Here is a 20,951-nt window from a genome sequence, read left to right as displayed (position 1 = left end):
TTTCCGGATCAATGAAACTTCATACCTTATGGTTCGCATTCATCCGAAATTACAGGAAATTTATTCTAATGAAAATAAAGGATCTAAAATTTATTTTCTAACGTCGATCAGGTGACGGACTTTTTGGCGAAGGAGAGGAACGACTTCCTGATCAAACCAAGGATTCCGTTTGAGCCAGCCGCTGTTGCGCCAGGATGGGTGCGGCAGAGGTAAAACTGTTCGTCCGGCAGAATTCGGCGTTTCCATAAAGCTGCGCCAGTTCTGGACTGTTTCTGTGAGGCTGGTTTTGCGCCATTCGGGCAAATGATAGGCGAGTGCATACTGCCCGACGACAAGAATGAACTCGAGTTGCGGCATAGAAGCAAAGACGCGGTCGTGCCAAGTCTGACGACATTCGCGGCGCGGGGGAAGATCACCGCCCTGTTTGTCATAACCAGGAAAGCAGAAACCCATTGGCACAATTGCGAAACGCGCCGGATCGTAAAACTCTTCGCGTGTTGTGCCGAGCCATTGCCTCAAGCGGTCACCGGAAGGGTCGTTAAACGGCAGGGAGCTGTTATGCACTCGAATGCCCGGAGCCTGCCCACAGATCGCAATGCGTGCAGTATCCGAGATTATACATACCGGATTGGGTTCGTGCGGCAGAGGTGGCAGAAACTGAGGCGTGTCACGGCAAATCCGACAGGCCCGGATCGAGTGCCTTAGCTCGTCCAGATTTTCCATTATTCCTATTGGGCTCCAGACCAGAGAGAGTTGAACAGGGCAGAGACGCAGCCTCTGATATAGTTGATCACATCGCTGATTGCATCGGATGAGGGCGCCTCGTGGCCCGTTTCCGCCTCTACATTTGGCTTCTGATGCTCTTTGCGCCATTGGTAAGGTGCTTCAAAGCTACCCGCCCATAACCCAAGTTTTTCACGGCGGGCGACGACCTCTTCGCTTCTATAGTCGCCATAAGAGACAGCCCAGCCCTGTTCCACCATCCAACGGTTAAGATCGGTCTCACCAAGATAGCATCGCCCGAGATCTCGCCCGTATTTATCAAGCCCTTCTTTTTCGCAGCGAATCGTAGCTCCGCTGATTCTGCCGCGCAGCGCATTGCGCGCTTCCCGACCGCAGAGATAGGTGCGTTCACCGGTCTGACAGCTTTGCTCCATCTCCGGTGCGTCGATACCCAAAAGGCGGATGTGAACCTTGTTGAGAATGACGGTGTCGCCGTCAATAACATAGACGGTGCCCGCCAATGATTCTTTGGGCTGACGGTTGACTGGCAGAGATACGATAATTGCAACGAGAGCGGAAAAGATAAGCAAAGTTAAGAAGATGCTGCGGAAAGCTCCACCTCTTCTTCCTTGTCCTGTCTGATATGGCCGCCGGTAATAGCGCCGTCTGTTGCTCATTATCTGCTGCCCCCGACCTTCGTCAGATCATAACTCATCCGGCGGCTTTGCGAAATTCCATCGCTCATGCACCAATGGGTCACCACAACTAATTGGGGCCAACAACATTTCATTTTGTGTTGATTCAGCAACAGTCTTTACCATTGCTTTAGGCTAGAAAGACGGGAGACACATTTTGCCCATTTCCCGCCACAAAGAAGCGTCACCGGATAGGAAAGGCAAAAGCTATTAACAACTCCGGGAAACGTTAGTTCCCTCAGGACAGGAAGAAATGAAGAAAGACGCATTGTTTCACAACGATCCGTTTTTGAGCAGCGAAAAGACTGCTCTGTTTTCATTTCGTGTTTCTGGCAATAGCCGAGCTTTATTCCGTCAAAATCGGGTCGCAGTGTTGACGAAAAGACAATGTACTCTGTCACTTATGTCATCAACTTCTACCCAATGTGAAAGACCAGCGTTGTGATGCGTATTCGCAGTTTTTCATATCCCCTTATCGCTGCGGCACTTGGCTTGGCCATTGTCTGCAACAGCGCTTCGGCATTTGATCTGAACGATGACTCTGAAAAGTCACGGAGCCCGTTCGAACTCTTCAAGTTCGGTTTCTCTGCCTATAAGAGCGGCCACAAGGACGAAGCCATCAAGGCGTTGCGTTATGCAGCGGAACGTGGTCATCAGGGTGCCAAGTGGAAGCTGGCTCGCATGTATGCCGATGGCGACGGCGTTGCAGAGAACGATTATGAAGCCTATCAGATTTTTGAAAAGATCGTCCGCGACGGTGCAGAACCGGGTTCTGAGAACGAACCCTATGTCGCTGATGCGCTGGTCGCACTCGCAGGCTATGTAAGGCGCGGTATTCCGGGTTCCCCGGTTGATTCTGATCCAAAGTTCGCACGTAACCTCTATGTGCAGGCTGCATCCAACTTTGGCGATCCTGCTGCTCAGTATGAACTTGGCAAGATGCTACTGGACGGCGAGGGCGGAGAACGCAATTCAATGCAGGCGGCTCGTTGGTTCCAGCTTGCAGCCAAGAAGGGGAATGCAAGCGCGCAGGCCATGCTGGGCAATATGCTGTTTCAGGCTGGAAAGACCGTTCGCGGCCTTGCCATGCTCACCGCAGCGTTCGAGCGTTGCCCGACGGAGGATTGCACTTGGATTCGCGATATGCAGGAACAGGCTTTTTCAATCGCCGGTGAAGCTGACCGCCGCAATGCCATAGCTCTCTCCAGCAACTATGTTGCCAAAGGCGACTTTTAGAGCAGCTCTAGTTAAGAATGAATCGTTGGAACCGCTCTATCTATTTGTTTTTACGCATTATCCAACGCAAAACCACTTCGCACTTTTGCTGGAAATGCTCTAACAACTGAAGAATGAGCTTTGCATTTAACAAAGCTCCCAATCGTAAGATCAGACGGACAATGTTACCGTCACAGGCACATGATCTGACGGCTTTTCCCACGCTCTGACGTGTTTTTCGATATCTGTTGAAACGAAATGGTTTGCCGCTTCCGGCGACAACATCAGATGATCGATGCGAATGCCATTGTTCTTCTGCCACGCACCGGCCTGATAATCCCAGAATGTATAGACGCCGTCTTCATCCGTCGCCGCACGAACTGCTTCGGTAAAGCCCATATTTTCAAGCCGACGGAATGCCTGACGTGATTGCGGCTGAAACAGCGCGTCACCGAGCCATTGCTGCGGGTTTTTCGCGTCGTTAGGCTCCGGGATGACGTTATAATCGCCAGCGAGAACAAGTGGCTCTTCCAGTTCAAGTCGGCTCTTCGCCCAGTTTTCCAGCCTCTGCATCCAGGAAAGCTTGTAAGGGAATTTCTCTGTATCTACCGGATTACCGTTGGGCAAATATAGCGACACCACACGGAGAACACCCTTTTCCGTCGAGAAAACGGCTTCAATGAAGCGCGCCTGTTCATCGCTATCATCGCCGGGTAACCCGCGATTGACTTCATCAGGCGATTTTTTGGAAAGGATAGCGACCCCGTTAAAGCCCTTCTGACCATGAGTTTCGACGTGATAGCCGAGCGCTTCAATCTCTAGTCGCGGGAACAGATCATCCACCGACTTGATTTCCTGAAGGCAGGCGATATCAGGCGACGATTCCTTCAGCCAATGCTGGAGGTTTTCGATACGCGCCTTGACGCCATTAATGTTCCATGTCGCGATTTTCATGAACAAATGATTAGGCGGAAGACGAGGTGAGGGCAAGCGCTGCCCTCGCTCCATCACAGAATTTCGAATTGGTCCGATTATTATTCAAAGGCCATTTGTATTGCCGCTTTCGCATTCCTATCTCCCAACAACAGTAGCCAAACAGGAGATTTGAATGTTCGACGCCAAAAAGCTTCTCGATCAGTTTCTGGGATCACAAATTCCCGGCATGTCTGGAAGCGTTCGCGATAAGGCAGGGCAGGCCACCGATCTGGCCAAGAAAAACCCCTTGGCTACTGGCGCAATTGCTGCCGCAATTCTCGGTACAAAGACCGGACGCAAGCTCGCCGGTAATGTAGCGACAGCAGGCGGTATCGCAGCTATCGCTGGTCTGGGTTATCTCGCCTACAAGAATTACAAGTCTGGCCAAGCGCCGCAGACCGCAGAAACCGCGCCGCAGACCGCAGAACCACAGGCAGCAGGGCAGCCTGTATTGCTTCCGCCGCCACCGGCAGATTCTCCGTTTCATCCGCAGTCGCCGACCATGAGCAACAGTTTTGCACTGACGCTTGTGCAGGCAATGATTGCTGCTGCGAAGGCTGACGGCCATATCGATGATGCGGAACGCGCACGCATCATGGAAAAGGTTCAGATTTCAGGCCTTGATGATGAAGCGGAAGCTTTCTTTGAGAAGGAACTCGCTGATCCGATTGATATCGATGCGTTGGTAGCCGCTGCTCAGACTGAAGAACAGAAGGTCGAGCTTTATACCGCTTCGCGTCTGACCATCGACCCCGACAGCCGTTCAGAGCGTGGATATCTCGATATGCTGGCTGGTCGTCTTGGTTTACCGGATGCGCTGGTCGACCATATCGATGCGACGGTTTCATCTGTTAAAGCGGCTCCAGTCCAGACTGAATCGTAGGAGCCGCTTTAATTTTTGTTTTTACGCATTATCCAACGCAAAGCCGCTTCGCACTTTTGCTGGAAATGCTTTAAAGCCTGATAAAACAAAACCGGCTGCATTATGCAGCCGGTTTCTTTTCGAACTTTGGAATTAATCAGATTGCGAAGCTTGTGCCGCAACCGCAGGATGCCGTGGCGTTCGGATTGCGGATCTGAAACGATTGTCCCATCAGGTCGTCGACGAAATCGATCTGGGAACCATCCATGTAAGGAACGGAGATCGAGTCGATCAGTACCTTGGCGCCAAGCTTTTCGATGACGATGTCATCATCGGATTGATCGTCAACCAGATCATACTTGTAAGAAAAGCCAGAGCAGCCGCCGCCCTCGACAGAAACGCGAAGTGCGGTTTTGCCCGGTTCGGAACTGATAATTTTTGCAATCCGCTTGGCTGCGGATTCAGAAACGGTAATGTCTGTCATCTGCCTTGTTCCGCTTGCTGTCGCCTATGCTGGATTGAACCAATTGGGAATTGTCCAGAATTTCCAACAAACGCGTACTTGCCTTCATGTTTAACTGATAGCTATGAACGCAACGTGTGGAAGTCAATGTCCACCTGAATTTAGCGTAATCATATTACAGTGAGGAATGCATCGCAATGTCCCCGGAAGGAATTGGATCGCTGGAAGGAATTGGCTTCGGTTATCGCGAACGCGCGCCCTACGCCTGCAATCCTGCCCTGACCCGTGGACGGCTGGTTCCTGAGCCTGAAAGCGCAACGCGAACGCCTTTCCAGCGCGATCGCGACCGAATCATTCACTCGACGGCCTTTCGTCGCCTCAAACATAAGACGCAGGTTTTCATTGCCCATGAAGGCGATCACTATCGAACCCGTCTGACCCATACCATCGAGGTGGCGCAGATTGCCCGCGCGCTGGCGCGTGCTTTGCGACTGGATGAAGATCTCGCGGAGGCCGTGGCCCTTGTGCATGATTTTGGACATACGCCGTTCGGTCATACCGGCGAAGAAGCGCTCAATGAGCGTATGAAGCTCTATGGTGGCTTTGACCATAACGCGCAGTCCCTGCGTATTGTGACGAAGCTTGAACACCGCTATGCGGATTTTGACGGGCTAAACCTCTCGTGGGAAACCCTCGAAGGGCTGGTAAAGCATAATGGTCCGTTGGTCGGTCCCTTTGCCTCACATTCAGATGAGCCGGTTCCACTGCCCATCCTCGATTTTAATGAACGCTATGATCTCGAATTGTCGCGCTTTGCGAGCCTTGAGGCGCAATGTGCTGCCATCGCAGACGATATTGCTTACAACGCTCATGATATCGACGACGGCCTGCGCTCCGGCCTGCTGACGCTAGAAGGTCTCGACGAAGTGCCGTTGACCAAGCGCTTGCTCGATTTGGTAAAGACGCGCTATCCCGCGCTTGATCCTGTGCGTACGGGCCATGAACTGGTCCGTCGGCAAATCACCATCATGGTCGAAGACGTGATTGCTGAATCTCAGCGTCGTATCACTGCTGCCAATCCTCAGAATTTAGAGGATGTGCACGCACAACCGCGCGCGCTTGTGGGCTTCTCGGATACGATGAGGGACGAAGAAAAAGTCCTGAAGCGCTTTTTGTTCAAGAACCTCTATTTTCACGACAGCGTCGTTGTTCGCAGGCATGCAGCCGATAAAATCGTGCAAGACCTGTTCGATATTTGTTTTGATGATACCACCATCATGCCAGCGGAATGGCAATCGGGGTGCGAAACGCTTGATGAGGCGGGCCGTGCTCGTCGTGTCGCCGACTATCTGGCCGGTATGACTGACAATTATGCAGTGCGAGAACACCGACGATTGTTTGACCATACACCCGATTTAGCTTAATCGGGTCGGGACGAAGCGGGTCCTGGAGCTTAAAAGCGTCGGGATCTTTGCTATTTTTATGACGAGCCGACGCCGGAAATCATAACTATAACCGGACGGAAGCCTGACAGGACGAACCATGAATATCTTTGCAGATTTCGACGCGCGTATTAAAAAAACGTTGCAAGATATTGATCTGAAAGCGAAAGATGGCTGCGATCTAGATTTGTCGCGTATCAGTGTGGAACCACCGCGCGACGCGTCGCATGGTGATATTGCCACCAATGCCGCCATGGTGCTTTCCAAAGCTGTGGGTCAGAACCCGCGTGAACTTGCCACTGCGATCGCCGATGCGCTGAAGTCCGACAAGGATGTCGCCACGGTTGATGTTGCAGGTCCGGGCTTCATCAATCTGCGCCTGAAAGACACCTATTGGCAGCGCGAATTGGCATCGATGCTCAATGAAGGCACCGATTTTGGACGCTCGAAGCTTGGCACGGGCACCAAAGTCAACGTCGAATACGTTTCAGCGAACCCGACAGGTCCAATGCATGTTGGCCATTGCCGTGGCGCGGTCGTCGGTGACGTGCTGGCAAATCTGTTGAAATTTGCGGGCTTCGACGTCGTCAAAGAATATTATATCAACGATGCAGGTGCACAGATCGACGTGCTGGCGCGTTCGGTTATTCTGCGTTACCGCGAAGCACTTGGTGAAGAGATTGGCGAGATTCCAGCAGGCCTTTATCCGGGCGATTATCTCGTTCCAGTTGGCGAAACCCTAGCCAAGGAGTTTGGCAGCAAGCTTCTCGAAATGCCGGAAGAAGAGGCTTTTGCTATCGTAAAAGAACGCACCATCGCTGCGATGATGGTGATGATCCGCGCCGACCTGGAAGCGCTGAATGTGCATCATGACGTCTTCTATTCCGAGCGTAATCTTCATGCCGATCATGCGCGCGTCATCCGCGCTGCGATTAATGATCTGACGCTAAAGGGCCACGTCTACAAGGGAAAGCTGCCTCCGCCAAAGGGACAGTTGCCGGAAGAATGGGAAGATCGTGAACAGACCTTGTTCCGCTCGACCGAAGTGGGGGATGATATCGATCGTCCACTGATGAAGTCTGACGGCACATTCACCTATTTTGCTGCTGACGTTGCTTACTTCAAAGACAAGTATGATCGCGGCTTCAATGAGATGATTTATGTGCTGGGCGCCGATCATGGCGGTTACGTCAAGCGTCTCGAAGCTGTTACACGAGCTGTTTCTGACGGCAAAGCAAAGCTCACCGTTCTGCTTTGCCAGCTGGTGAAGCTGTTCCGCGATGGCGAACCTGTGCGTATGTCGAAGCGTTCGGGTGAATTCATCACGCTGCGTGAAGTGGTGGATGAGGTTGGCCGCGATCCGGTTCGTTTCATGATGCTTTATCGGAAGAACGATGCGCCGCTCGACTTCGATTTTGCGAAAGTGACTGAGCAGTCCAAGGACAATCCGATCTTCTACGTGCAATATGCTTCGGCACGTTGCCATTCGGTTTTCCGTCAGGCAGTCGATCAGCTGGGGCTGAGCGATCTTGATCGCGTATCGATGGCCGGACACTTCGACAAGCTGACCGATGAGAGTGAAATAGCACTCGTTCGCAAGCTCGCAGAATATCCGCGCCTGATCGAAGCTGCGGCGACGCATCAGGAGCCACATCGCCTCGCTTTTTACCTCTATGACCTCGCCAGCGCCTTCCATTCTCAGTGGAATAAGGGCACCGAGAACACAGACTTACGTTTTATTAAGGTTAACGATCCAGAATTGTCTCTAGCAAGGCTAGGGCTAGTACAGGTCGTTTCCGATGTGCTGACGTCCGGTTTAACAATAATCGGTGCGGATGCTCCAACGGAAATGCGCTAGGACGGTTTCGTCATCCGCAAGTTCAACCAAGGTGTTGTGCGGATGTCGGCAAGTCAAAAAGATGGAAGATCAACGAGGGTGCAAGTCGTCGATCTTCCTTCAGGCGCAGGAAACTTCCGTCAACTTTTGCCCACATTGCCTCGCTACAACGTAATGTATCGAGACGTCTTGCGGCGTCCAGGGTTTGAGTTAGGAACACACCATGACGGACAGCAGTGCTAATCCCCGTAATTACGGCGAGCGTCCGCTGCATGAAGACGATCCGCTGATGGAACTTTCACGGATCATGGACTTCGGCGCGTCTGCTGATAACAAAGTTGCGCGAAGTGAGTATCGTCCTGAGCCAAATTTTGATTCTGGTGACGACGCGCTCTCTTTTGATCTTGAACGCGAACTTCTTGGTGATTTCGGCGATTTCGCGGAGCCGGAACAGCAATTGGCTTCGTTGGCGCAAACGCCATATCAGGACGCACATTCCTATCAAAATGCAGAGCCTCAGCTTCAGGAAGACGATCTCGCGTCTGCTCTGGAAGAAGAGTTTGATATTCACATGGACGCAAATGAACCGGTTGCTCCAACCGAATCGTTTGATTTCGTCGAAACGGATCGCTCTGAACCTGTGCCGCAGTTCGACTACAATGATTATTCCGAAGCGCGCACGGCTTATGAAGAAAGCCATGTGGAGCCAAGCTATGCCGAGCCTCACGCCATCAATGCGGCGCATGAGCCTTTGGAGCAGGGCTATGTCGACTACAGCCCCGCCACATACCAGCCGTCAGAAGTGCCGTATGTTGATCCATATGCGAGCGAGCCAGCGGTGAACGCAGCTGTAGGCAATGATTGGGAAGTCCAGTCTGCCGAGCCGTTCGAAACCAGCTATGCCGCAGCACCCGCCCATCAGGCGCTTTCGCTTGAAGATGAGCTGGAAAGCCTGCTGTTTGGTGATGAACCACAGCCTGCCTCCGCACCCGATGCCGTTTATCAGGATGAACCACAGCAGTTCACAGCATATACGCCGCGTTACGAAGAACCTGTCGCAGAAGCGCTGTCGTATGCTGAGCCTGCTCATCATGGTGATTCCGAGCCGGTGTTTGACGACTTTCAGCTTGATGACCCACAGGCCTATGAGCCTGTAGAAACGGCGGCGAACTTTGCGCCTGAGCCATATGATGCGCGCGAAGCCACATCGCAGACTCAGGCTCCTATCTACCCGCATTACACGCTGAGCAACTTCGCTGCCGGTGCTGCTACAACAGGTGTTCTTGCGTCTGAACCGGCCCGGGCAGAAACCGCTGGCTACGAACCAGAAGAAGCTGCACTCGACGACGACTTCTCGTTCGACGATGATTTTTCGCTTGAAAATGAGCAGACCTTTGTGCCTGTCGCCGCTGAGGCGACGGAAGATGATCTCTCAGGCCTTGATGAAATCTCTTTGAGCGAAGATGATTTCGGATTTGAACCGTCAGGCGACGCGCAGTCGTCTGTCGCTGCAAATGATTCGAACTTCTTTAGTGAAGAAGACTTCTTCAATGCAGATGATCTCGATTTGGCGTCAGAAGTTGAAGACGAACAGGTCGGTGAGCCTGTCTATGCCCACGCGACCTATGATCAAGAAGAGGCGCATCCAGCAGCTCCATCTTTCACCAATTACGCGGACCCACGTTCTGCTTTCGTTGCGCCTGCACCGGAAATTGAAACGCTGAGTGTCGCTGATAGCAAGGTTGAACAGACGCATTCACTGGATTTGCCGGAAGTCAGTTATGGCGAAGAAGAAGCAAATGCTGGTTTGACTGATCTGGAAACCGAATTTGCGGAAGTGTTCAACACTATCGGTGTTGATGAGACAGCCACAAAAACGGATGCGCAGAGCGAAGCCGACAAGGCTTTTGAAGATATTTTCCGTGAAAGCGCTTCGTCCTACATGCCAAATGCAGGCGTGGCGGCTGGTGCTGCTCTCGGTCTTGGTGCGGCAACCGCTGCAGCTACGGCCGCTTATGGACGCGCAAATCCAACAGCGCAGCCTGCGGCACCACAGTCTAATGTGGCAGATGCCGGTGGTAGCAGCGATGATTTCTACAATCATTGGGCAGCACAGGGCGCCCAGACGATAGAGAGCGGCGAATTCGGCACACGAGCAGCCATGCAGCCCGAAGACGATCTCGGTAGCGCTGCAGAGGCTTACCGCAATCGTCCGGTTCGTGGTCGTCGTGGTCTGATCCTCGCAAGTGTTGCAGGCATTGCAGTGCTTATTGGCGGCATCGGCTACCACTTCCTTGGTGGAAGCGGTTCGGGCGAGCCAGTTGTGATTCGTGCTGATAATCAGCCGATCAAAGTGCAGCCGGAAAATCCGGGTGGAGCGACTGTCCCCAATCAGGACAAGGCTGTCTATGATCGCGTTGCTGGCACATTGCCGAACAATCCAGAGCAGAAAGCTTTGATCTCTGCTGGTGAAGAGCCGGTTGATTTGGGTGCGCAGGATAATGATGCGGGTGCGAATGATTTCCCTGAGCCAAATCAGACGGCTGAAGCACCATCGAACTCCGGTCAGGATGCACCGCTGATCCAGCCGCGTGAAGTCGAAACGATGATCGTTCGTCCCGATGGCACAATCGTTCAGGCACAGCAACCTGCACCTGTGACTCAAGCACCAGCGCCAACCAACACAGTCAATCCAACAAATACCGCAAGCCCAACAAACTCGGCAGGCAATGACGCACCAATTGCGCCACCAGCAGACACTGATGAAATTGCAGCGCTTGCGGCTGGCAACGCACCGCAGGAGCCTGTCGTAAACACACCGGCTACGCAGCCAGCACCTGCGGCTCAGGCACCAGCAGCGCCAGTTCGTGCGCCAGTCGTGCCATCGCGTCCAGCTGAACAGCCAACCAATATTGTTGGCAACGTGCCACAACGCGCGCAGGCTCAGGCGCCTGCGGCCGCTGCACCTCAGGTCGCTTCTGCTGCCGGTGGTGGATATTTCATCCAGATTGCTTCGCAGCCATCTGCTGAACTGGCACAGAAGTCCTATGCCAACATGGCACAGCGTTATGGCAGCGTGATCGGTGGCCGGGCTGTGGATATCAAACGCGCAGATATTCCAAACAAGGGCACTTATTACCGTGTTCGTGTCCAGGCAGGTTCGAAAGACGATGCCAATGCACTTTGCGGTCGCTTCAAGACTGCCGGCGGTAGCTGCTTCGTGACGCAGTAAGATTTATCAGACGAAAAAATAAGAAGGGCGGCATTTGCCGCCCTTTTCGTATGGCTACCATGGCGGTGATTTTTCGGCTAAACCCCTATCACTGGTTTGAGCATAAAACAGATCAAAGGAATGCTGCATGAAAGAGTGCAAGGCGTGGATTGCTGGCGTGGCAGGAACAAAGCTGACGCCGGATGAGGTGGCTTTCTTCCGTGATGAAAAGCCTTGGGGCTTTATTCTCTTTGCACGCAATGTGGAAAGCCTTGAACAGGTTGCAGAGCTGACCGCGCAACTGCGCGATGTGACCGACCGTCCCCAAACACCTGTTTTCATTGATCAGGAAGGCGGACGCGTTCAGCGCCTGCGCCCTCCACTTGTTCCGAACTACCCAGCAGCTGCACAAATTGGTGCGATCTATGATCGTGACAATGAAGCGGGTCTTCGTGCCGCTTGGCTTCATGCACGACTACACGCTTTTGATCTTCTGAAAGTCGGCGTCAATGCTGATTGTCTGCCGGTTCTCGATGTTCCTATTGAAGGCGCACACGATGTAATCGGCGCACGCGCTTATTCCAAGAATCCGTATAGCGTTGCTGCAATGGGTCGCTCCGCTGCTGAAGGGCTTCTTGCCGGTGGTGTGCTGCCTGTGGTGAAGCACATGCCAGGTCATGGCCGCGCATTCAGCGACACACACAAGGAACTAGCCCGCGTTGGTGTGCCGCTCAGTGAGCTGGTCGCGCATGATTTTGTGCCGTTCAAGGCGTTGAACGATCTTCCAATGGCAATGACCGCACATGTAATCTTTGATTGCATCGATCCCAAGCGTCCGTCGACCTTATCGCCGACAGTCATCAATACGATCATTCGCGATGTTATCCAGTTCGACGGTCTGGTCATCAGCGACGATATTTCGATGAAGGCACTCTCGGGAGATCTTGGTGATATCGCCGAAGGCATTACGACTGCAGGTTGTGATATCGTTCTCTATTGCGCGGGGGTGATGGAAGAGCTGGTGAAGGTTGCCGCACGTGTTCCGGTTCTCGATGGTAAGGCCCGCAAGCGTGCGGATCTGGCGGAAGTCTATGCAGGTGATCCAGATCTTTCTGATGAAACAGAACTGCGCGAAGAGTTTGGACAAATGTTCGAACTGATGGCGTAACCGACAAAAATTGGTACACTAAAACGGATCGGTGGGATTTTCTCACCGATCACATAATAAACAGGACAAACGGTTGGCTGGATCGGAAACGAACACAAATGGCAAAGACGGCACCAACGTGCCGATGGATGCCTTGTGGCAGGGCGAAGCCGATCGCGCTGAGGGCGAACCTTCTCTGCTGATCGACGTTCAGGGTTTTGAAGGTCCGCTCGATCTTTTGCTGCATCTGGCCCGCAACCAGCGTGTCGATCTTTCTCGGATTTCGGTGCTGGCACTCGCTGAACAATATCTGGGCTTTGTGGAACAGGCGCAGGCCCTTAGTCTTGAATTGGCTGCTGATTATCTGGTCATGGCTGCATGGCTTGCTTACCTCAAGTCCAAATTGCTGATCCCCAAGCAGCAGGATGAGGATGGCGCTACAGGCGAAGAGCTGATCGCTTCTCTGCAATTCCGTTTGAAGCGGCTTGAAGCAATGCGCGATGCCGCAGCGAAGCTTGTAAACCGCAACCGGCTGGGCCGTGACGTATTTGCGCGCGGCATGCCGGAACTGGTGGTGGTTGATCGATCCAGCCAGTTTTCGGCCACGCTTTATGAATTGCTGACTGCCTATGCTTCGCAACGTCAGCGACAGGCCGTATCTCATGTGCAGATCGAAAAGCGCGCCGTCTGGTCGCTGAAAGAGGCACGTGTCGCACTTGTGAGACTTATGGGGGCGAGCGGAGACTGGGTCGCACTGGACCGCTTTCTCATCAATTATGCGCTGACACCGCAGGAAAGAGCTTCCGCCTTGGCCAGTTCCTTTGCCGCAAGTCTTGAGCTGGTGCGAGAAGGTAAGCTGGAAGTGCGACAGAATGCACCTTTTGAGCCGATCTATATGCGCGTTGCAGGCGGATTAAGCGAACTTGATGAGGACGAAAATGTCTGAAGCGGAAGTGGCGATGGATGATTATGACGACGAAGTTCAACATCCAGCTTCGCCCATGGCCTTGGCGGAACTCGCACGGATGGCAGAGGCGATAATCTTCGCATCTGCAGAACCGGTTTCTGAACGCGCATTGGCAGAGCGATTGCCAGTTAATACCGATTTAGCGGCAATATTAGAGCATCTGCAAAAGGTTTATGAGGGGCGGGGCGTTCATCTGGTTCAGGTCGGTGCGGCCTGGGCTTTTCGCACAGCACCCGATCTTGGTTTTCTCATGAGCCGTGAGACGGTTCAACAGCGCAAGCTCTCCCGCGCAGCAATGGAAGTCCTTGCAATCATTGCATATCATCAGCCTGTCACACGCGCCGAGCTTGAAGATATTCGTGGTGTTGAAACCTCCAAAGGCACGCTGGATGTGCTTATGGAAACGGGTTGGATCAAACTGCGTGGTCGCCGTCGCACGCCCGGGCGGCCTGTGACCTACGGAACGACCGATACATTTCTGGATCATTTTGGCTTGCCGGAAATACGTGATCTACCAGGGCTGGAAGAATTGCGCGGGGCAGGGCTGTTATCTGCGCGCATACCGTCCAGTTTCTCTGTGCCGGTTCCGAATGTGGACCCTGACGAACTTACAGACGATGAAGAGCCGCTCGAAGATATAGATCTTGAAGGTTTGGGGCTGCTGGCGCCACGCGGAGATTGATGGGAAATTTGAGCTACAACAAATAAAATCGTTGTAACTTCGTTCACTGTCACACTTCTGTTTGAAAGATTTGGTGAAAGCGCTTAAATCGTATTCAGCATTATAGGAATAAGCCGTGTCGCAACGGCGATGAGAGGAATGAAATGGGTAGCTTTTCTATCTGGCACTGGCTGATCGTTCTCGCAGTTGTGCTGCTTCTGTTTGGCCGTGGCAAAATCCCTGAACTGATGGGTGATGTTGCAAAGGGCATCAAGAACTTCAAGCAGGGCATGTCTGAAGAAGACGCTGCTAAGGAAGATGCCAAGGCGGATGCACGTACAATTGATGCCAAGGCGGATGAAACCGTCAATGACGTCAAGAAGACGACAAAATCCTGATCTGATGTCAGGAATGCTGCGTGCAATATGGTGCGCAGCATGTTTTGCCATGAAGGCATGATCCAGCAGGTTGGGAACTATTTCCCGATAAGATCATGTGTAATAACAACAGGTTGATTGCCACTTCACCTTGAACGACGGTGTATTTGCAATCTGGATTGCGGTTTTCCGCCGAAAGACGGGACGCGCGCGTCAGAAGCGCGGAGTATCAAATTATGTTCGATATCGGTTGGTCTGAACTGCTGATAATCGCGATTGTGATGATCGTGGTGGTTGGCCCCAAGGATTTGCCGAAGATGCTCAGAGCTTTCGGCAAGGCGACCGCGCGTATGCGCAGCACTGCTAACGAGTTCCGGCATCAGTTCAACGAAGCCTTGAAAGAAGCCGAACTCGAAGACGTCAAGAATATCGTCGATGAGGCTCGCAAGCTTGATCCGCGCTCGAAGCTCACACAGGTCTTCGACCCGATTCGCAGTGCCGGTGAGGATATTCGTTCGGGTCTTCAGTCCACAACATCGATGTCGCCCGCTGAGCCTGCCAAGGTGGCTGAGGTGACAATGCCTGTTGACGCAAACGGTACGACGGTTCCTGTTGAAGCTCCAACAGAGAAGCCTGCAGCCAAGCCGAAGACAACGCGTAAGAAGGCGGCACCTGCTGCTGCAGAAACGCCGGTGGCAGCCAAGCCCGTCAAGCTGAAGGCTGCGACCGCGAAGCCAAAAGCCAGCGTCAAAGCTGAACCGGCTGCAAAGCCGGCTGCACCCAAAAAGGCGTCTCCAGCAAAGCCTGCAACGGTGAAGGCGGACACTCCCGCCAAGAAGACCACGAAAAAGACGACTGAAAAGACAGGAAGCAAAGCGTGAAACGGGACGAGGACGAAATTGAACAGAGCGCCGCTCCTCTGCTCGAACACCTTATCGAACTGCGCCGCCGCCTGATCTGGGCGATAGTGGCGTTTTTCCTTGCTTTTATTCTTTGTTTTGCCTTTGCAAAGCACCTCTTCAATCTGCTCGTCGTTCCCTACCAATGGGCACTCGACTGGGCCGGGATGGACCGCTCGAAAGCAGAGCTGATCTATACCGCACCGCAGGAATTCTTCTTTACGCAGGTCAAGGTCGCGATGTTTGGCGGCGTTGTGCTGGCGTTCCCGATTATCGCTGCGCAGATTTATAAGTTTGTGGCCCCTGGCCTCTACAAGCATGAGCGCATGGCGTTTCTGCCATTCCTTATTGCTTCGCCGATATTGTTCCTGACCGGCGGTGCACTGGTTTATTTCTTCTTCACGCCGATGGTGATGTGGTTCTTTCTGGCCATGCAGCAGACGGGCGGTAATGGCGAAGTGCAGATTTCACTTCTGCCGAAAGTTTCCGAATATTTGAGCCTCATCATGACGCTCATTTTTGCTTTCGGTCTGGTCTTCCAGTTGCCGGTCGTCACAAGCCTTATGGCCCGTGTCGGGTTGGTTACGTCTGCAGGTCTCAAGGACAAGCGCAAATATGCGATTGTGATTGCTTTCGTGGTGGCCGCAGTTCTGACACCACCCGATCCGGCGAGCCAGATCGGTCTTGCCTTGCCGACGATCCTTCTCTACGAGATTTCCATCATATTGGCCCGAATGATCGAAAAGAAGAGGGATGAGGCAAAGGATGAAGCTGAGGGTGATACCAAGGCCGATACTGGGGCAGAAGACAACGCCCCCACTTCCTGATCCGGCTATATGTAAAACAGAGGCTGCATAATCGCAGCCTCTCTTTCTGTTAAATTTCATGAAACGGCTTTTCCCATGCTCGATATCAAATGGATTCGCGAAAACCCTGAAGCTCTCGACAAGGCGCTTGCCAAGCGCGGAGCAGGGCCGCTCTCGTCCGAACTGATCGCGCTTGACGAAAAGCGTCGCGAGCATGTCGGCAAAGTTCAGGCTGCGCAGGAGCGCCGCAATGCGGCATCCAAAGAAATCGGCAAAGCAATGGCCGAGAAGGACGCAGCGACTGCTGACAAGCTCAAGGCTGAAGTCGGTGAGTTGAAAACTTTCCTTGCTGATGCTGAGGAAGAAGAACGCCGCCTGGTCAAGGAACTGAACGACGCACTTTCGAGCCTTCCAAATGTTCCAGCTGACGATGTGCCGCTCGGCAAGGACGAGGCAGATAATGTCGAAGTCCGTCGCATTGGCAATCAGCGCAATTTCTCGTTCCAGCCAAAGGAACATTATGAGCTAGGCGAGGCGCTTGGCTATATGGACTTCGAGCGTGCCGCGAAGATCGCAGGTGCACGTTTCACCGTTCTGAAAGGCCCGTTGGCACGTCTTGAGCGCGCACTTGGTCAGTTCATGCTTGATCTGCACACCACAGAAAACGGCTATATGGAAACCATGCCGCCGCTGATGGTGCGCGACGAAGCCGTTTATGGCACAGGTCAGCTGCCGAAGTTTTCTGAAGACTTGTTCCGTACGACGGATGGTCGTTGGCTGATCCCCACTGCCGAAGTTCCGTTGACCAATCTCGTTGCCGATGAAATCGTCGACCTTAAGACTTTACCACAGCGCTACACGGCACTCACACCTTGCTTCCGTTCCGAAGCAGGTTCAGCTGGTCGCGATACGCGCGGTATGCTGCGTCAGCATCAGTTTCTCAAGGTTGAGATGGTGTCGATTACTGATGCGGATAGCTCGGCAGCCGAACACGAGCGTATGACGGCCTGTGCTGAAGAAGTGTTGAAGCGTCTCGGCCTGCCGTTCCGCACCGTTGTTCTTTGTACGGGTGACATGGGCTTTGGCGCGCAAAAGACTTACGACATTGAAGTATGGATGCCGGGTCAGAACGCTTATCGCGAAATTTCGAGCTGCTCGGTTTGCGGAGATTTCCAGGGGCGCCGAATGAATGCGCGTTATCGCCCAGAAGGCGAAAAGGCCACACGTTTTGTGCATACGCTGAATGGGTCGGGCGTTGCAGTCGGTCGCGCTCTGATTGCTGTCATGGAAAATTATCAGCAGGAAGACGGCAGCATTCATATTCCTGAAGCATTGCAGCCATACATGGGCGGTCTCACGCGTATCGAGAAAGCCGCGTGAATTTAAACAGTTAAAGCATTTCCAGCAAAAGTGGGAACCGGTTTTGCGTTCGGAAATGCGTAAAAACAAATAGTTACAGCGGTTCCAGCGATTCAATATTAACTAGAACCGCTGTAACGATGTGAATGAAGGAGAGACGACGTGCGAATTCTGCTGACGAACGATGATGGTATCCACGCTGAAGGCCTCGCAGTTCTGGAGCGTATCGCACGCCAAATCTCGGATGATGTCTGGGTTGTCGCCCCAGAAACAGATCAGAGCGGTCTTGCACATTCATTGACGCTTTCAGAGCCTCTGCGCCTCCGCAAGATCGATGATCGTCATTTTGCGCTGCGCGGCACGCCGACTGATTGCGTCATTATGGGCGTTCGCCATGTGTTGCCGGAAGCGCCTGACCTCATCCTGTCAGGTGTCAATTCTGGTGCCAACATGGCCGATGATGTGACTTATTCGGGAACCGTTGCCGGTGCCATGGAAGGCACGCTTCTCGGTGTTAAGGCAATCGCACTGTCGCAGGAATATGATTACGAAGATGGCCGTCGCATTCTGCCATGGGAAACAGTGGAAGCTCACGCGCCTGCATTGATCAACAAGTTGATTGAAGCGGGTTGGCCTGAAGGTGTTCTGCTTAACTTGAATTTCCCGAATTGTGCTCCAGATGAAGTCAGGGGCACACGTGTAACAGCACAGGGCAAACTCAGCCATGATGCGCGCCTCGAAGAGCGTCGTGACGGTCGTGGCTTCCCTTATTTCTGGCTGCAGTTTGGTCGCACCAAAGCAGAAGTTGCAGGCGATAGCGATATCGCTGCCATCCGCGCGGATTATATCTCTGTAACGCCGCTGCATCTTGATCTGACGGCACAGAAGGTACGGGCTGAACTCAGCAAAGCACTTGGGGTTGAAGCATGAATCAGGCTGTGTCTGAACGCCAGCAGCTTTCGGACAGGGAAGGATTTGCCTCCTTCGTCATGCGCATGCGAGCGCGGGGCATCAATGATGCCCGGCTCTTTGCTGCAATCGAATCGACGCCGCGTCAAAGCTTCATGGGTTCGTCATGGGCGCATCTTTCATTTAGCCAGCGTACTGCACCGCTCGATTGCGGCGAGTATATCGAAGGCATCGACGATCAGGCGCGCGTCATTGCCGCACTTCAATTAGAATCAGGCCATCGCGTATTGGAAATCGGCACCGGCTCTGGCTTTACCGCTGCAGTCATGTCGATGCTTTCAGGTCGCGTCACGACAGTCGAGCGCTATCGCAAATTATGCGACCGCGCCTTGCAGCAGTTTGTAACGCTCAAGCGCGAAAACATCATGGTGAAACATGCCGATGGTCGCCACGGTATGCCGGGTGGACCGTTTGATCGCATCGTGATCTGGTTGGCTTGTGAAGACATTCCGCGCCATTTCGTAGAGCTTCTGGCAACCCATGGTGTGCTTATCGCACCAATTGGGCCTGGAGACGGTCAGCAAATGGTGACGCGAATCGCAAAGGTCGGTAGCCGCTTCGAGCAGGAAAACATCATGCCTGTTCGTTATCAGCCATTTATCGAAGGCATGTCCTCCGTTCTGTGAGGACTTCGCAGCCTCTTTTTTGAGACTTACAGCGGTTCCAGTTAGTATTGGATCGTTCGAACCGCTGTAACTATTTGTTTTTACGAATTTCCGAACGCAAAACCGGCTCCCACTTTTGCTGGAAATGCTTTAACCGCTGTTGCATCGGCACGATGCAATAGAGCTCCACGCGCCCTCTTGGGCGCACAAAGGCCACTTTAAACTATTCAATCTATGCATCGTGCTTACCAAAAATCGTTTCCGATTTTTGGGTCGATGCTACGGCGGTTTTTTTGTGTAATGCACGAGCAAAAAAACGCTTTTGTGCGCTTATGGTATTTAATTGGTGAATATTTTTTCGAAGAAATCTCGATTCTTAACCAGCGAGTAACATTAACGCGTTTTAATGAGTCCAAGTGAGTATTAGAGTATGGGCGAGTTGAACATGCGTTTTCCAATATTGCAGCATACGTCCGAACGTCTCCTGCGGAATGCAGCGATCGTTCTGATTGCCGGTTTTGGTGCAGGGTGCAGCGCCGATACGATGCGCTTCACGGATGGCCTTTATACTGGCTCCACGTCTAATCAGCGTGTTGTGCAACAACAGCCTGCCGGCGATGTTTATGCATCTGCGCCGGTGGCGGCCGCCCAGCCGGTTTCGAGCGGGTCGGTTCAGCGTAACAGTCTGCCGCCAGTGTCCTCTGCGCCGGTTGTGGCTGCGGCAACGCAGGCACAGAATCAGGTTAATCAGGCTCAAGACATGGCCGCCAATCGTGTGAATGGCGCTGTGAACAATGCTGGAACTCAGGTGGCAAGCGCTGCTGGTGCTGCAAACAATGCAGCCGCTAATGCAAAATCAAACGTTCTCGGACAGTTGCCAGCAACGGCAAATGGCGTTCCATTGCCGGCCGCTAACCATGCTGCTGCACCGCAGGCGCAAGCTCCTGTTGCAGCTCCGCAAACTGCCGCAGCAGGTGGTGCTTACACAGTTAAGTCGGGCGATTCGCTTTTCTCCATTGCACAAAAGCACAACGTACCGGTTGAACAGCTAAAGCAGGCGAATGGCCTTACCAACGGTGCAATTCGTGTCGGTCAGTCTCTGGCAATTCCATCAGCCGCCGGTGGTGCAACACAGGTTGCAGCGGTTTCACCGCAGCCAGCAAAACCAGCCGCAGCAGCGCCAGTGCAAACTGCATCGGTGGCGCCTGATGCCGCGTCAAATGTGAAGCCTTATACGCCACCACAGGCGAGCAATAAGGTGATCGAAGACGCCGAGAAGGATCAGTCGGCTGCTCCATCTTCAACGGGCATTTCGCAGATGCGTTGGCCAGTTCGTGGCCGCGTTCTTGCAAGCTTCGGCCAGCGTGATGGCACTTCAGTTAATGACGGTATCGACATCATGGTTCCGGAAGGTACCGCCGTTAAGGCCGCTGAAAATGGCGTTGTCATCTATGCAGGCGATGGCTTGAAGGAGTTCGGTCAGACGGTTCTGATCCGTCACGACAATGGACTGGTTACAGTCTATGGCCATAACAGCCAGATTCTCGTGCAGCGCGGTCAGAAGGTTCGTCGTGGCGAGGACATAGCGAAGTCCGGTATGAGTGGGAACGCAAAATCGCCTAAGCTGCACTTCGAAGTGCGCAAGAATTCATCACCGGTCAATCCTTCCAAGTATCTGGAATCTTGATCGAAAACGGTTCGACGGAATAAGAAAGGCGGGTTAGACCCGCCTTTTTCT

Annotated in this window: 19 protein-coding genes; 15 read left to right on the top strand and 4 right to left on the bottom strand. The window is 53.1% G+C overall.

Translation table 11 applies throughout. From position 1 onward, the window contains the following. Positions 1-90: 90 nt before the first annotated feature. A complete protein-coding gene (locus QBD00_RS12850; protein WP_095447881.1) occupies positions 91-732 on the bottom strand; it encodes a uracil-DNA glycosylase family protein in 642 nt (213 codons plus the stop codon). Beyond that, a complete protein-coding gene (locus QBD00_RS12845) occupies positions 729-1,400 on the bottom strand; it encodes a thermonuclease family protein (RefSeq protein WP_318579699.1) in 672 nt (223 codons plus the stop codon). The genes QBD00_RS12850 and QBD00_RS12845 overlap by 4 nt, the downstream gene beginning before the upstream one ends. Positions 1,401-1,862: 462 nt before the next feature. Here QBD00_RS12845 and QBD00_RS12840 point away from each other — a divergent pair, with 462 nt between their 5' ends. Continuing rightward, positions 1,863-2,654 carry a tetratricopeptide repeat protein gene (locus QBD00_RS12840; RefSeq protein WP_095446493.1) on the top strand — a complete coding sequence of 264 codons (792 nt, stop codon included), beginning with the start codon at positions 1,863-1,865 and terminating at the stop codon, positions 2,652-2,654. Positions 2,655-2,804: 150 nt separating this feature from the next. On the opposite strand, the gene xth is transcribed toward QBD00_RS12840, so the two are convergent. After that, on the bottom strand, positions 2,805-3,587 hold the full coding sequence (xth, locus tag QBD00_RS12835; protein WP_264231740.1) for an exodeoxyribonuclease III: 783 nt from the start codon (positions 3,585-3,587) through the stop codon (positions 2,805-2,807). 154 nt (positions 3,588-3,741) lie between these two features. Here xth and QBD00_RS12830 point away from each other — a divergent pair, with 154 nt between their 5' ends. Then, a complete protein-coding gene (locus QBD00_RS12830) occupies positions 3,742-4,491 on the top strand; it encodes a tellurite resistance TerB family protein (protein ID WP_264231739.1) in 750 nt (249 codons plus the stop codon). A 136-nt stretch (positions 4,492-4,627) separates the two neighbouring features. On the opposite strand, the gene erpA is transcribed toward QBD00_RS12830, so the two are convergent. Further along, on the bottom strand, positions 4,628-4,954 hold the full coding sequence (gene erpA, locus QBD00_RS12820) for an iron-sulfur cluster insertion protein ErpA (RefSeq protein ID WP_024896593.1): 327 nt from the start codon (positions 4,952-4,954) through the stop codon (positions 4,628-4,630). A 176-nt stretch (positions 4,955-5,130) separates the two neighbouring features. Here erpA and QBD00_RS12815 point away from each other — a divergent pair, with 176 nt between their 5' ends. The 13 genes from QBD00_RS12815 (at position 5,131) to dipM (ending at position 20,900) form a co-directional block, all read left to right on the top strand. Beyond that, positions 5,131-6,357 (top strand): deoxyguanosinetriphosphate triphosphohydrolase, encoded by a 1,227-nt coding sequence (locus QBD00_RS12815; RefSeq protein ID WP_095446495.1) that lies wholly within the window; start codon positions 5,131-5,133, stop codon positions 6,355-6,357. A gap of 118 nt (positions 6,358-6,475) precedes the next feature. Further along, positions 6,476-8,233, top strand: coding sequence for an arginine--tRNA ligase (gene argS, locus QBD00_RS12810; RefSeq protein ID WP_318579698.1), 1,758 nt, complete (start codon positions 6,476-6,478; stop codon positions 8,231-8,233). A 202-nt stretch (positions 8,234-8,435) separates the two neighbouring features. After that, complete coding sequence (locus tag QBD00_RS12805; RefSeq protein ID WP_318579697.1) at positions 8,436-11,444, top strand: SPOR domain-containing protein; 3,009 nt, start codon at positions 8,436-8,438, stop codon at positions 11,442-11,444. Between the two features lie 127 nt (positions 11,445-11,571). Then, complete coding sequence (gene nagZ / locus QBD00_RS12800) at positions 11,572-12,591, top strand: beta-N-acetylhexosaminidase (RefSeq protein WP_318579696.1); 1,020 nt, start codon at positions 11,572-11,574, stop codon at positions 12,589-12,591. A gap of 124 nt (positions 12,592-12,715) precedes the next feature. Further along, on the top strand, positions 12,716-13,516 hold the full coding sequence (locus QBD00_RS12795; RefSeq protein WP_412535028.1) for a segregation and condensation protein A: 801 nt from the start codon (positions 12,716-12,718) through the stop codon (positions 13,514-13,516). Next, a complete protein-coding gene (gene scpB, locus QBD00_RS12790; RefSeq protein WP_318579694.1) occupies positions 13,509-14,219 on the top strand; it encodes an SMC-Scp complex subunit ScpB in 711 nt (236 codons plus the stop codon). The genes QBD00_RS12795 and scpB overlap by 8 nt, the downstream gene beginning before the upstream one ends. 143 nt (positions 14,220-14,362) lie before the next feature. After that, entirely contained in the window at positions 14,363-14,596 is a 234-nt protein-coding gene (locus QBD00_RS12785; RefSeq protein WP_024896600.1) for a twin-arginine translocase TatA/TatE family subunit, read from the top strand. A gap of 215 nt (positions 14,597-14,811) precedes the next feature. Further along, positions 14,812-15,456, top strand: a complete 645-nt coding sequence (gene tatB, locus QBD00_RS12780) for a Sec-independent protein translocase protein TatB (protein WP_318579693.1) — start codon at positions 14,812-14,814, stop codon at positions 15,454-15,456. Next, the gene (tatC, locus tag QBD00_RS12775; protein ID WP_095446502.1) at positions 15,453-16,301 is read left to right on the top strand and encodes a twin-arginine translocase subunit TatC; all 849 of its coding nucleotides are present in this window, start codon (positions 15,453-15,455) and stop codon (positions 16,299-16,301) included. Before tatB ends, tatC begins: the two co-directional genes overlap by 4 nt. Before the next feature lie 75 nt (positions 16,302-16,376). After that, positions 16,377-17,660: a serine--tRNA ligase gene (serS, locus tag QBD00_RS12770; RefSeq protein WP_095446503.1), complete on the top strand. Its 1,284-nt coding sequence runs from the start codon at positions 16,377-16,379 to the stop codon at positions 17,658-17,660. A gap of 141 nt (positions 17,661-17,801) precedes the next feature. Beyond that, positions 17,802-18,569, top strand: a complete 768-nt coding sequence (surE, locus tag QBD00_RS12765; RefSeq protein WP_318579692.1) for a 5'/3'-nucleotidase SurE — start codon at positions 17,802-17,804, stop codon at positions 18,567-18,569. After that, positions 18,566-19,234, top strand: a complete 669-nt coding sequence (locus QBD00_RS12760) for a protein-L-isoaspartate(D-aspartate) O-methyltransferase (protein ID WP_095446505.1) — start codon at positions 18,566-18,568, stop codon at positions 19,232-19,234. Before surE ends, QBD00_RS12760 begins: the two co-directional genes overlap by 4 nt. 409 nt (positions 19,235-19,643) lie before the next feature. Then, positions 19,644-20,900, top strand: a complete 1,257-nt coding sequence (gene dipM, locus QBD00_RS12755; protein WP_095446506.1) for a cell division endopeptidase DipM — start codon at positions 19,644-19,646, stop codon at positions 20,898-20,900. Positions 20,901-20,951: the final 51 nt, after the last annotated feature.

This window comes from Ochrobactrum sp. AN78, assembly GCF_029909885.1.
GTDB classification, from domain to species: Bacteria; Pseudomonadota; Alphaproteobacteria; order Rhizobiales; family Rhizobiaceae; genus Brucella; species Brucella quorumnocens.
This window is presented reverse-complemented; position numbering and strand designations above follow the sequence as displayed.